Below are 12,459 nucleotides of genomic sequence, written 5' to 3' on the forward strand. Positions count from 1 at the left end.
GCGCACTTACGAACTTTCATCGACACGGTCGTGCCCATGCTAAAACGCTTCGCACCCCTCGTGCCCCTCGCACTCACGGTGTTTCTCGCTGCCTGCGCAGGTCACTCGCCGCAGTCGCAGCCGCAGAATGACAAACCCGTCGCAGTGCAACCGGACTTCCCATCGCGTCCTGTTTCTCAACTGGACGGCGTCGACAGCGACGAAGCCGCTGCCGCCGCGCTCAACGGCAAACCTTACGAAATGCCTCAGCTGGCTGACAGCCTGCTGGATCTTGGTCGCTCGCTGATCGGTACCCGTTACCGTTATGGCGGTACCTCGGTACAGTCCGGCTTCGATTGCAGTGGCTTCGTTGGTTATCTGTTCCGGGAAGAGCTGGGGCTGCAACTGCCGCGCTCCACGCGTGATCTGATCAAGCTCGATGCTCCCAAGGTGGCGCGTGCCGACCTCGAGCCGGGTGATCTGATCCTGTTCAATGATCGTGGTCGTGGTCGGGTCAGTCATGCCGGTATCTACATCGGTGACGATCAGTTCATCCATTCCAGCAGTCGTCGCAGTGGCGGCGTGCGCATCGACAGTCTCGATGACAGCTACTGGAATCGCAGTTACCTGGAAGCCAAGCGCGTTCTCGCACTGGCCCCTCAGGAAGAACTCCACGCCCAGCACCCCTGATCGATACGGCGCAGCCTGACAGGCTTGCGCCGTTCGTCGCTTATCGGCAGAGTAGGGCGCACTCAGGCTCAGGATCGTCCCGCCAATGCCTTTCACGCTCCGTCTTGCCTTCATCGCATCCATCGCTCTGCTGAGTGCCTGCAGCAGTTCTCCTCCCGCGCCCCAACCCACTTACAACCCGCCACCCATATCGCTCGACGCGCCCGGCGCTGCCGAGGATGTGTTGTTCCGCGCTCTGGGCCTGGTGGGAACGCCGTATCGCTATGGTGGCAACACACCGGATGGTGGTTTCGATTGCAGCGGCCTGATTGGCTATGTGTACCGTGATGCGGCAGGTATCAGCCTGCCGCGCTCGACTCGTGAGCTCAGTGCCATGCGTCGCCCGGGCGTTGCGCGCGATGCGTTGCGCAGTGGTGATCTGGTGTTCTTCGCCACCAATGGTGGCGGTGCGGTGAGTCATGCCGGCATTTACGTGGGGGAGGGGCGCTTCGTGCACGCGCCCTCCACTGGCGGCACGGTACGTCTGGACAGCCTGGACAATCGCTACTGGCGCAGCACCTACCTCAGTGCCAAGCGCGTGCTGACGCCCGAGCTGGCGCACAACCCCTGAAGCGTCATTCACTGATGTTCGATGCGGTTGCGTCCGGCGCGCTTGGCGCGATACAGCGCCATGTCACTGCGTGACAAGGCCGCCTCCGCAGCCTGATCGTCATTGCTGAGGGTCGCTACACCCACGCTGGTCGCCAGGTGAGTCTGCTGGTCGCCATGCTGCAACGGCGTGCGTGCCAGCTCCTGCTGGATGCGTTCGGCGAAGCGCAGGGCGGCATCGAGATCCGCATCGCACAGCACGACCGCGAACTCTTCTCCGCCGATACGGCCCGCGGCGTCGGTCTTGCGCAGGTGGGCACGGATCACGTCGGCGAAATGGCGTAGCGCCTGGTCGCCCACCGAATGGCCCCAGCTGTCGTTGATTACCTTGAAGTGATCCAGATCGAACATCAGCAGCGTGGCATTGCGGATGATCGAGCGTCTTAGTCGCGCCAGTTCCGCGTCGAGCTGACGGATGAAATGGCGGCGGTTGGAGAGTTGGGTCAGCGAGTCCGTCGTTGCCAGAACATTGAGCTCGACCTCGAAGTTCTTGCGTTCGGTGATGTCGGTGATGAAGCCATGCCAGAGCACGCTGCCGTCGTCCTGGGGAGTCGGTCTGGCCGCGCCTTGGCACCAGGTATGGCTGCCATCGCTGCGGCAGACCCGATATTCCAGGCGCCAGGGCGTGAGGTTGCGGGTCGCGCTTTCCAGCGATCCCATGTAAAGCCCAAGATCATCCGGGTGCAGCAATTGCCGCAGGCGCTGCGGGTTGGCCTGCAACTCGGCCGGGGAGACACCGTAAATCTCCTGTGAACCGGCGCTGATGTAGGTGAACTGGCCGCTGCCATCTGCCTGGGCATGGAACTGGAAGACCATGCCGGGGATTTCATTGCTCAGTGCGCTCATCAGTTCGGCCGTCTGCTCGAGCTGCTCGGCCATGTTGCGCAGCGCGCTGATGTCGGTCGTGGTGCCGACCATGCGCAGTGCCTTGCCGCTGCGGTCGCGTTCCACCACCTTGCCACGGCTGCGCACCCAGAGGTAATGACCGTCGCGGTGACGGATGCGGTGCTCGACCTCGTAGGCTTCGGTACGTTGTTCCAGGTGGTCGATTATGGTGGCCTGAACGCGGGCGAGATCGTCCGGATGGATGCGTTTGTAGCTGTCGTGAATGTCGTCGCCGATTTCATGCTCGGCATAGCCGATCAACGCCTTCCAGCGTGGCGAGTAGTGAATGCGATCCTTGTTCAGGTCGCGATCCCAGATGCCGGTGTTACTGCCGTCGATGGCGAGCGCCATGCGTTGTTCCCGGCGCATCAGGGCTTGCTGTTCCCAGGTGATTGTCAGCAGCGTGTCGAGGCTGCTGACGATATCGCTCAGTGCCTCGCTGCCATCGGGCGTTTGCGCGCGCTCGTGGAAAAGGCACAGCAAAGCCTTGCCGGCCGCCAGCGGGAGCAGGCTCAGGGCCTGCACGGAATCTGGCGGATCCATCCCGAGCTGACGGGCGATCGCTTGCCGATCTACGAGATGTCGTGCGGTTTCGGGCCACTGCCCTGGGTGCTGGGCGGGCGTATCGGCAAGTGGCTGTCCGCTGAACGCGACGACGTGAGCCTGATGCGGAGCTTTCTCCAGCACGAGCGCCGTGGAGGCATGCGTGTGCGTACAGGCGAGCCGCAGCAGTGGCAAGCAGGCTTGCGCAAGAGGTGAATGCGACCCGTTGAAGGCAAACGTGAACAGCATTGGGACTCCACGTTCGTGAAAATGGGTGGCGCGAATAGGGGTTCAGGATTTGGTGCGAGCGGAATCTGCCGTCGCGCGCAGGCTTTGAGTTCGGTTATGGGCATTAGTTTAGGCGCGAGGGCGCATTGTGCCATTAATCCGGGTGCATGGGCGGAGACGGCGCAGCGCCGAAGATTGACGCGCAGCCCTGCCAGCCTCTACCCTGCGCGCCTTGCTTCAGGTGCCCCGCGTCGCTGTAACCGGCGACCGAGGGGTGAAACAGGGAAGCCGGTGCGCATGCCGGCGCTGCCCCCGCAACGGTAGGTGAGTCAAACGCCGCTTCAGGCCACTGTGCAAGGCACGGGAAGGCGCGGCGGGGCGCCATTGGCGTCGCTCACGAGCCCGGAGACCGGCCTGTCGCAGTTTCATGGCATCGCGGAGGGCGCTGTCCGGCTTACGCCCCGGTTCAACCGGGGCGTTCGTGTTTGCGTCTTCCGCCTGCCTGACCAGCCACCAGCGCCTGGAGACGTCGCGTGCACTCGCATGCTTCCTCACCATCGTCGCACCTTCGAATGACGGTGCCGGCGCCTGATGTACGGGAACACAGCATGAGCGAATCCGCCGAACGCGATGCCCGCCACAAGGCGCGCATGCAGCGCAAGAAAGCCCTGATCGACGAGAAGATTGCCCAGGCCCAGGATGAATATGGCCTGTTGCTGGTGCATAGCGGCAATGGCAAGGGCAAGAGCAGCAGCGCCTTCGGTATGGTCGCGCGCGCCCTCGGTCACGGCATCAAGGTTGGTGTGGTGCAGTTCATCAAGGGCGCGGCCAGCACCGGCGAAGAAACCTTCTTTCGCCGCTTCCCCGAGGAAGTCAGCTATCACGTGATGGGCGAGGGCTTCACCTGGGAAACCCAGGATCGCCAGCGCGACATCGCCAAGGCGCAGGAGGCCTGGGCCGTGGCCCGGCGCCTGCTCAGCGATGAATCCGTTGGCCTGGTGGTGCTGGATGAGCTGAACATCGCCCTCAAGCACGGCTATCTCGAACTGGACGCGGTGCTGGCCGATATCGAGGCTCGGCCACTGCTGCAGCACGTGGTGGTGACCGGCCGGGGCGCCTTGCCGGGGATGATCGAGGCGGCCGATACGGTTACCGAGATGAGCCTGGTCAAGCATGCCTTCAAATCCGGGGTGAAGGCGCAAAAGGGCATCGAATTCTGATGACGACACGTCACTGCCCGGCGCTGCTGATCGCCGCGCCGGCGTCCGGCCAGGGCAAGACCACCGTTACCGCAGCGCTGGCGCGCCTGCACACCCGGCAGGGGCGCAAGGTGCGGGTGTTCAAATGCGGCCCGGACTTTCTCGACCCGATGATCCACGCCCGTGCCAGCGGCGCGCCGGTGTATCAGCTCGACCTGGCCATGGTCGGCGAGGCGGAGAGCCGTCGTCTGCTGTGGCAGGCCGCTGGCGAGGCCGATCTGATTCTGATCGAAGGGGTGATGGGCCTGTTCGACGGCAAACCCTCGGCCGCCGACTTGGCGCGCCACTTCGGTGTGCCGGTGCTGGGGGTTATCGATGGTGCGGCGATGGCGCAGACCTTCGGTGCGCTGGCCCATGGCCTGGCCACCTTCCAGCCGGATCTGCCCTTTGCCGGGGTGCTCGGCAACCGCGTTGCTAGTAGCCGCCATGGCGATATCCTGCGGGATGCCCTGCCGCCTAGCATTCGCTGGTTCGGCGCCTTGCCGCGCAGCGCCGCAGTGGAGTTGCCCAGCCGCCATCTGGGCCTGGTGCAGGCGGGCGAGTTGACGGATCTGGATGCGCGCCTGGACGCTGCTGCCGATGCACTGGCTGCCAGTGCTGATGTCGATCTGCCGCCGGCGGTAAGTTTTGCCGCGCCGCAGATCGACGAGCCTGCGCCCCTGTTGAACGGTGTGCGCATCGGCGTGGCGCGCGATGCCGCGTTCGCCTTCCTGTATCAGGCCAACCTCGACCTGCTGCAGGCGCTCGGCGCCGAGCTGTGCTACTTCTCGCCGCTGGCCGATAGCGAGCTGCCCGAGGTGGACAGCCTTTACCTGCCCGGCGGCTATCCCGAGCTGTACCTGGCCGAGCTGGAAGCCAATCAGGCCATGGCGGCGGCGATCCATGCCCATCATCAGGCCGGCAAGCCGTTGCTCGCCGAATGTGGCGGCATGCTCTATCTGCTGGACGAGTTACGGGACAAACAAGGAGCCAGCGGGCGCATGCTCGGTCTGCTGGTCGGCAGCGCCGCCTTGCAACCGCGCCTGACCGCGCTGGCTCTGCAGGCGGTGACGCTGCCGGAAGGCGAGCTGCGCGGGCATAGCTACCATCATTCGCGCCTGGACAGCCCGCTCGAACCGCTGGCGCTCGGTCGCTGCCCGAACGGCAAGCCGGTGGCCGAAGCGGTCTATCGTCTCGGCCGGCTGACCGCCAGCTACATCCACTTCTATTTACCGTCCAACCCGGAGGCGGCCGCCGCGCTGCTGCGCCCATGAGCGAGCACGCGTTCAGCCCCGAGGAGCGCGCGGCGGTGTACCGCGCCATCGCCGAGCGTCGCGATATGCGTCATTTCGCCGGTGGCGAGGTGCCGCCCGAGGTTCTGGCGCGTCTGCTCGAAGCGGCGCACCACGCGCCCAGCGTTGGGTTGATGCAGCCCTGGCGCTTTTTGCGTATCAGCGATCCGCAACTGCGTGAGGCGGCTCATGCGTTGGTGGAGGCCGAGCGGGTGCGTACCGCCGAAGCCCTGGGCGAGCGCAGCGACGCGTTCATGCGCCTGAAGGTCGAGGGTATTCGTGACTGCGCCGAGCTGCTGGCCGTGGCGCTGATGGACGGGCGCGAAGCGCATATCTTCGGCCGACGCACGCTGCCGGAAATGGATATGGCCTCGGTCGCCTGCGCCATTCAGAATCTGTGGCTGGCCGCGCGTGCCGAAGGGCTGGGGCTGGGCTGGGTGTCGTTGTTCGACCCAGAGGCGCTGGCCGAGTTGCTGGGCATGCCGGCAGGCAGCAAACCGGTGGCGCTGCTGTGCCTGGGGCCGGTGCAGGCCTTCTATGAGAAGCCCATGCTGGTGGAAGAGGGCTGGGCCACGCCGCGCCCACTGAGCGAGTTGCTGTTCGAGAATCGATGGGGAGAGCAGGGTGACTGAACGATGAGCCTGGCGCTGATCACCTGTGCCGGCGTGGCACTGGATGCCGTGTTGGGCGAGCCGCGCCGTGCGCATCCGCTAGTGGCCTTCGGGCGTCTGGCCGAGCGTCTGGAGCAACGTTTCAACCCGTCCGGTGGCGGCTGGCGCAGCCATGGCGTGACTGCCTGGTGCCTGGCGGTGTTGCCGCTGACCCTGCTGACCTGGCTGCTGGCGCATATCAGCGGGCTGAGCTGGGCGGTGGAAATCTTTGCCCTGTACTTCGCCCTTGGCCTGCGCAGCCTCTACGAGCACGCGCAACCGGTGGCGCAGGCGTTGCGCCTGGGCGATCTGCAACTGGCGCGCGAGCGCGTCGGCTGGATGGTCAGCCGCAATACGGCAGCGTTGGACGCCACCGGGGTGGCCCGCGCCGGTACCGAGTCGGTGCTGGAGAATGGCTCCGATGCGGTGTTCGCCGCCTTGTTCTGGTTCATCGTCGCCGGTGCGCCCGGCGTCGTGCTTTATCGCCTGAGCAACACCCTCGATGCCATGTGGGGCTACCGCAACGAACGTTTCGAGCGCTTCGGCTGGGCGGCGGCGAAGATCGATGATGTGCTCAACTACATTCCGGCGCGCCTGGTGGCGTTGACCTACGCAGTGCTGGGGCGCACCGCCCTGGCGCTCAAGTGCTGGCGCAGGCAGGCGCCGCTGTGGGACAGTCCCAACGCTGGCCCGGTGATGGCCGCGGGAGCGGGCAGCCTGGGCGTGAGCCTGGGCGGGGCGGCGGAGTACCATGGTGAGCGCCATGAACGCCCGCAACTGGGCGAAGGCCCGGCGCCGCATGCGCGGGATATCGAGCGCGCCATGAACCGGGTGATCGGCGGCGTGGTGTTGTGGCTGGTATGCCTGCTGGTTTGGGAGGTATTGGGTGCTTGAACATGGCGGTCGTCTGCGCGCAGCCGCGCAGCGTTATGGCATCGCGCTGGAGGACTGGCTGGATCTGTCCACGGGCGTCGCTCCCTATGGCTGGGCGCTACCCTCGGTGCCGGCCGAAGCCTGGATGCGTCTGCCCGAAGTGAATGACGGCCTGGATGCCGCCGCCCGCGATTACTACGGCGCCTCCAGCCTGCTCCCCGTGGCCGGCTCGCAGGCCGCGATCCAGATGCTGCCGCGCCTGCGCAAACCCTGCAGCGTCGGCATTCTCGCCCCCACCTATGCCGAGCATGGTGCAGCCTGGCGGCGTGAGGGCCACCGCGTCATCACGCTCAGCGAAGGTTCTACGCATCGCGCCTTGCCGCAGCTCGACGTGCTGTTGGTGGTCAACCCGAACAACCCCACCGGACGCCTGATCGAGCCGATACGCTTGCTCGATTGGCACCATGAGTTGGCTGAGCGTGGCGGCTGGCTGGTGGTCGACGAAGCCTTCATGGATTGCACGCCGCAGCACAGCCTGGCGCCATTCAGCGACCTGCCTGGCCTGATCGTGCTGCGTTCATTCGGCAAGTTCTTCGGCCTGGCCGGCATGCGCCTGGGCTTCGTCCTCGCGGCGCAGGCCCTGCTCGATGAGCTGGATGATTGGCTTGGCCCCTGGGCGGTCAGCGGTCCGGCGCGCAGCGTGGCGCTCAGCCTGCTGCGTGACGAGGCCGGTCAGTGCCTGCAGCGCGAGCGCCTACTGGCCGACGGTGCGCGACTGGCGGCGCTATTGCGCGATTGCGGCTTACCGCCGACGGGCGGCTCGGCGCTGTTCCAGTTCTGCTGCACGCGGCGTGCGGTGCCCTGCATGGAGCTGCTGGCGCGGCGTGGCATCCTGGTACGGCTGTTCGCCGAACTGGACAGCCTGCGCTTCGGCCTGCCGGCCGATGAGGTGGGCTGGCATCGTCTGGAGCAGGGCCTGCTGGACTGTGCGCCGATCCTCAGCAGTCTCGAGGAATCGAACTGATGCCCACCCTGATGGTGCAGGGCACCACCTCCGATGCCGGAAAGAGCACGCTGGTCACGGCGCTGTGCCGCTGGGCACGACGCCAGGGCGTGCACGTGGCACCGTTCAAGCCACAGAACATGGCGCTCAACTCGGCGGTGACCGTCGACGGTGGCGAAATCGGCCGGGCGCAGGCCGTGCAGGCGCAGGCCGCCGGCCTGGAGCCGCATACCGATATGAACCCGGTGCTGCTCAAGCCCAACAGTGACATGGGTGCCCAGGTCATCATTCACGGCCGCGCCATCGGCAACATGCAGGCGCTGACCTATCACGGCTACAAACCGGTCGCCATGGCGGCGGTGCTGGAGTCCCACGCGCGGCTGGTCGAAGAGTACGAACTGGTACTGGTCGAAGGCGCCGGTTCGCCGGCCGAGATCAACCTGCGTGCCGGTGACATCGCCAACATGGGCTTCGCCGAGGCGGTGGACTGCCCGGTGATCCTGATCGCCGATATCGACAAGGGCGGTGTATTCGCCCATCTGGTCGGCACGCTTGAGCTGCTCAGCCTGAGCGAGCAGGCGCGCATCCGAGGCTTCGTGATCAATCGCTTTCGTGGCGATATCGGCTTGCTCAAGCCGGGGCTCGACTGGCTCGAGCAGCGCACCGGTAAGCCGGTGCTCGGCGTCTTGCCCTATCTGATGGACTTTCACCTGGAAGCCGAGGACGCCGTCGACACCCGCCAGCAGGCCAAGGCCGAGCAGGCGTTGCGTGTGGTGGTGCCGGTGCTGCCGCGCATCAGCAACCACACCGATTTCGACCCGTTGCGTCTGCATCCCCAGGTCCAACTGACCTTCGTCAAGGCTGGCGAGGCGATTCCGCCTGCCGATCTGATCATCCTGCCCGGCTCCAAGAGCGTGCGCGCCGATCTGGCGCGCCTGCGCGAGCAGGGCTGGGATACGGCGATCACCCGCCACCTGCGCTATGGCGGCAAGCTCCTGGGTATTTGCGGCGGTCTGCAGATGCTGGGCCGGCAGATTCACGATCCGCATGCGCTGGAGGGGGCTGCCGGCAGCAGCGAGGGCCTCGGTCTGCTCGATTTCGAAACGCTGCTGGAGCCAGAAAAGCAACTGCGCAACGTGCGCGGTCGGCTGTGCCTGGAACAGGCAGCGGTCAGCGGCTACGAGATCCATGCCGGCGTCAGCCAGGGGCCTGGGCTCAACGGTGCCGTGCAGCTCGACGACGGTCGCCATGATGGCGGCCTCAGCGCCGATGGCCAGGTGCTCGGCACCTATTTGCATGGCCTGTTCGAACAGCCCCCGGCATTTGCCGCGCTGCTGCGCTGGGCTGGACTGCGTGAGGTGCAGGCGGTGGATTACCACGCCCTGCGTGAGCGTGATATCGAGCGCCTGGCCGATCAGGTCGAGCAGCACCTGGATACCGTCAAACTCAAGAAACTGTGCGGCCTGGCCTGAGCGCATCGAATGGTGCGCGACACGCGCCTGTGGAGTGAAAATGCTTGAACTGATCCTCGGTGGTGCCCGCTCCGGCAAGAGCCGGCTGGCCGAGAAACTTGCCAGTGAATCCGGGCTGGACGTGGTCTATATCGCTACCAGCCAGCCGCTCGATGGTGAAATGAGCGCGCGCGTCGCCCAGCATCGGGCGCGGCGCCCCGCGCACTGGGCATTGGTCGAGGAACCGCTGGCATTGGCCCGGGTACTGCGCGAGCAGGCCGGGCCGGGGCGCTGCTTGTTGGTGGATTGCCTGACGCTGTGGTTGACCAATCTGTTGATGCAGGATGACTCCGCGCGCTTGCAGGAAGAGCGCGACGCGCTGTTGGCCTGTGTAGCGCAGTTGCCCGGGCGCATCCTGCTGGTCAGCAACGAAACCGGCCTGGGCGTGGTGCCGCTCGGGGAACTGACTCGCCGTTATGTCGATGAGGCTGGCTGGCTGCACCAGGCCCTGGCCGAGAAAAGCCAGCGGGTGGTATTCACCGTCGCTGGCCTGCCCATGCTGCTCAAGGGAGACGCGTTATGACATTGCAATGGTGGCAGGGGCCCTGCCAGCCGCTCGATCACGTCGCGCGGTTCAAGGCCGAGGCCCGTCAGCGCCAGTTGACCAAGCCTGCTGGTGCGCTGGGGCGTCTGGAAACGTTGGCTATTCATCTCGCGGCCCTGCAAGGGCGTGAGAAACCGAGCCTGGACAGCCTGTGGATCACCATTTTCGCGGGCGATCATGGCGTGGTGGCCGAAGGCATTTCGGCTTACCCGCAGGCTGTCACCGGGCAGATGCTGGCCAATTTCGTCAGCGGTGGCGCGGCGATCAGCGTGCTCGCACGCCAGCTCGATGCTGCTTTGGAAGTGATCGACCTGGGCACCGCCGAGCCCTTGCCGCCGCTACCGGGCGTGCGTCATCTGCAAGTGGGCGCCGGTACGCAGAACTTCGCGCGTGATCCGGCCATGACGATGGCGCAACTGATGATCTGCCTGGAAGTCGGGCGGGACAGTATCCAGCGGGCGCGCTCCGTGGGTTGCGACCTGTTCGTCGGTGGCGAGATGGGCATCGGCAATACCACGGCGGCCGCTGCGCTGGCCTGCTGGTTGCTGGATTGCCCTGCCGCTGAGCTTGCTGGGCCAGGCACTGGCCTGGATCGTGCGGGCGTGGCGCATAAGGCGCGCGTCATCGACGCCGCGCTGGAGCTGCACCAGGCGCAGATCGACGGGCCGCTGCAGGCGCTGGTGCATCTCGGCGGCTTCGAGATCGCCGCGCTGGTCGGTGCTTACCTGGCGGCCGCGCAGCAGGGCGTGGTGGTGTTGGTCGACGGCTTTATCTGCAGCGTTGCCGCCTTGCTGGCGGTGCGCCTTAACCCGGGCTGCCGCGACTGGCTGCTGTTCGCCCACCACGGTGCTGAGCCGGGCCACGTGCTGGTGCTGCAGGCGCTCAAGGCCGAACCATTGCTGGAGCTGGGCCTGCGCCTGGGCGAGGGCAGTGGTGCGGCGCTGGCGGTGCCGCTGTTACGGCTGGCCTGCGCGCTGCACGGGCAGATGGCCACGTTCGCCGAGGCGGCGGTGGCGGAGCGACCAGCCTGATGCTCGAACTGGAACTGCTGCGCCATGGCGAAACCGAGCAGGGTGGCGGGCTGCGTGGCAGCCTGGACGATGCGCTGACCGAGCACGGCTGGGCGCAGTTGCGCTCTGCGCTGCTGGATGCCGGCCCCTGGGATCGACTGATCAGCTCGCCGCTGCAACGTTGCGCGCGTTTCGCCGAGGAGGTCGCAGCAGCCAGAGGACTGCCGTTGCACTACGAGGCCAATCTGCAGGAACTGCATTTCGGTGATTGGGAAGGGCGTAGCGCCGCGCAGTTGATGGAAACCGATGCCGAGGCACTGGGGCGTTTCTGGGCCGACCCCTATGCCTTTACGCCGCCCAACGGCGAGCCATTGCCGGCCTTCGAGGCGCGGGTGCTCGATGCCTTGCGCAGGCTGTACCAGGCCCATGCCGGCCAGCGCCTGTTGCTGGTCACTCATGGCGGGGTGATGCGTCTGCTGCTGGCGCGCGCACGCGGCTTGCCACGGCAGGAGCTGTTGCAGGTCAACGTCGGTTACGCCCAGCGCTTTCGCTTGCGCCTGGATGCCGACGGGCAACTGACGGAGCTGCCATGATCCCATTGCTGATCGCCTTGCAGTTCCTCACGCGCCTGCCGGTCAGCCTGCCGGGCATGCCGACGCCGGAACAGATTGGCCGTTCGTTGCTCTGGTACCCGTTCGTGGGGTTGCTACTCGGGTTGCTGTTATGGGGCGCTCACCTGCTGCTGGTGCAGGCGGCGGCGCCGTTGCAGGCGGCGATCCTGCTCGCCTTGTGGGTCGGCTTGAGCGGCGGCCTGCACCTGGATGGTCTGGCCGATACGGCCGACGCCTGGGTGGGGGGCTTCGGTGATCGCGAGCGCACCCTGACGATCATGAAGGATCCGCGTAGTGGCCCCATCGCGGTAGTGGTGCTGGTGGTGGTGCTATTGCTCAAGTTCGCTGCGCTGCTGACCCTGTTGCAGGCCGGGCAGGGTGTCTATCTGCTGCTGCTGCCCTGGTTGGGTCGCAGCCTGCTGCCTGTGTTGCTGGCGACCACGCCCTACGTCCGCACGGGTGGCCTGGGCCAGGCGCTGGTCGATCATCTGCCGCGCCAGCAACTGCCCTGGGTGCTGGGCGCGCATCTGCTGGGCATGCTGCTGTTCGGCTGGCAGGGGTTGCTGGCTCTGGTGGTGAGCGCGCTGCTGTTCGTCTGGCTGCGCCGTGGGCTGCTGCAGCGCCTGGGCGGCACCACCGGGGATACCGCAGGTGCCCTGGTCGAACTGGGCGAATGCGCTGCACTGCTGGCTCTGGCATTGAGCCTCTGACGCAACTGTTATGGCGACGTACTGCGTAACTGTATGAGTGCCAA

General features: G+C 66.1%; 13 protein-coding genes and 1 riboswitch. Of the genes, 12 read left to right on the plus strand and 1 reads right to left on the minus strand.

From position 1 onward, the window contains the following. Positions 1 to 36: 36 nt before the first annotated feature. Together ACODS1_RS15235 and ACODS1_RS15240 are read left to right on the plus strand one after the other, a co-directional pair. Positions 37 to 669, plus strand: a complete 633-nt coding sequence (locus tag ACODS1_RS15235; protein WP_489086316.1) for a C40 family peptidase — start codon at positions 37 to 39, stop codon at positions 667 to 669. An 85-nt stretch (positions 670 to 754) separates the two neighbouring features. Next, complete coding sequence (locus ACODS1_RS15240; protein ID WP_489086317.1) at positions 755 to 1,279, plus strand: C40 family peptidase; 525 nt, start codon at positions 755 to 757, stop codon at positions 1,277 to 1,279. Between the two features lie 8 nt (positions 1,280 to 1,287). On the opposite strand, the gene ACODS1_RS15245 is transcribed toward ACODS1_RS15240, so the two are convergent. Beyond that, positions 1,288 to 2,727, minus strand: a complete 1,440-nt coding sequence (locus ACODS1_RS15245; protein WP_489086318.1) for a sensor domain-containing diguanylate cyclase — start codon at positions 2,725 to 2,727, stop codon at positions 1,288 to 1,290. A 468-nt stretch (positions 2,728 to 3,195) separates the two neighbouring features. Next, a riboswitch (cobalamin riboswitch) is annotated at positions 3,196 to 3,405 on the plus strand. Between the two features lie 176 nt (positions 3,406 to 3,581). Between ACODS1_RS15245 and cobO the strand changes: the two genes are divergently transcribed. The 10 genes from cobO to ACODS1_RS15295 are packed head-to-tail and all read left to right on the plus strand — an operon-like array spanning position 3,582 to position 12,415. Then, positions 3,582 to 4,193, plus strand: coding sequence for a cob(I)yrinic acid a,c-diamide adenosyltransferase (gene cobO, locus ACODS1_RS15250; protein ID WP_322979092.1), 612 nt, complete (start codon positions 3,582 to 3,584; stop codon positions 4,191 to 4,193). Beyond that, positions 4,193 to 5,485 (plus strand): cobyrinic acid a,c-diamide synthase CobB, encoded by a 1,293-nt coding sequence (locus ACODS1_RS15255; protein ID WP_489086319.1) that lies wholly within the window; start codon positions 4,193 to 4,195, stop codon positions 5,483 to 5,485. Before cobO ends, ACODS1_RS15255 begins: the two co-directional genes overlap by 1 nt. Continuing rightward, positions 5,482 to 6,135, plus strand: a complete 654-nt coding sequence (bluB, locus tag ACODS1_RS15260; RefSeq protein ID WP_322979090.1) for a 5,6-dimethylbenzimidazole synthase — start codon at positions 5,482 to 5,484, stop codon at positions 6,133 to 6,135. Before ACODS1_RS15255 ends, bluB begins: the two co-directional genes overlap by 4 nt. Positions 6,136 to 6,138: 3 nt before the next feature. Next, complete coding sequence (cbiB, locus tag ACODS1_RS15265; RefSeq protein ID WP_489086320.1) at positions 6,139 to 7,047, plus strand: adenosylcobinamide-phosphate synthase CbiB; 909 nt, start codon at positions 6,139 to 6,141, stop codon at positions 7,045 to 7,047. After that, positions 7,040 to 8,050, plus strand: coding sequence for a threonine-phosphate decarboxylase CobD (gene cobD / locus ACODS1_RS15270; RefSeq protein ID WP_489086321.1), 1,011 nt, complete (start codon positions 7,040 to 7,042; stop codon positions 8,048 to 8,050). Before cbiB ends, cobD begins: the two co-directional genes overlap by 8 nt. Further along, positions 8,050 to 9,501, plus strand: a complete 1,452-nt coding sequence (locus ACODS1_RS15275; RefSeq protein ID WP_489086322.1) for a cobyric acid synthase — start codon at positions 8,050 to 8,052, stop codon at positions 9,499 to 9,501. The genes cobD and ACODS1_RS15275 overlap by 1 nt, the downstream gene beginning before the upstream one ends. Before the next feature lie 40 nt (positions 9,502 to 9,541). After that, positions 9,542 to 10,063: a bifunctional adenosylcobinamide kinase/adenosylcobinamide-phosphate guanylyltransferase gene (gene cobU, locus ACODS1_RS15280; protein WP_489086323.1), complete on the plus strand. Its 522-nt coding sequence runs from the start codon at positions 9,542 to 9,544 to the stop codon at positions 10,061 to 10,063. Continuing rightward, positions 10,060 to 11,115 (plus strand): nicotinate-nucleotide--dimethylbenzimidazole phosphoribosyltransferase, encoded by a 1,056-nt coding sequence (gene cobT / locus ACODS1_RS15285; RefSeq protein WP_489086324.1) that lies wholly within the window; start codon positions 10,060 to 10,062, stop codon positions 11,113 to 11,115. The genes cobU and cobT overlap by 4 nt, the downstream gene beginning before the upstream one ends. Then, on the plus strand, positions 11,115 to 11,687 hold the full coding sequence (cobC, locus tag ACODS1_RS15290) for an alpha-ribazole phosphatase family protein (RefSeq protein ID WP_489086325.1): 573 nt from the start codon (positions 11,115 to 11,117) through the stop codon (positions 11,685 to 11,687). The genes cobT and cobC overlap by 1 nt, the downstream gene beginning before the upstream one ends. Continuing rightward, positions 11,684 to 12,415 (plus strand): adenosylcobinamide-GDP ribazoletransferase, encoded by a 732-nt coding sequence (locus ACODS1_RS15295; RefSeq protein WP_489086326.1) that lies wholly within the window; start codon positions 11,684 to 11,686, stop codon positions 12,413 to 12,415. The genes cobC and ACODS1_RS15295 overlap by 4 nt, the downstream gene beginning before the upstream one ends. Positions 12,416 to 12,459: the final 44 nt, after the last annotated feature.

This window comes from Pseudomonas sp. FG29 (assembly GCF_057809355.1).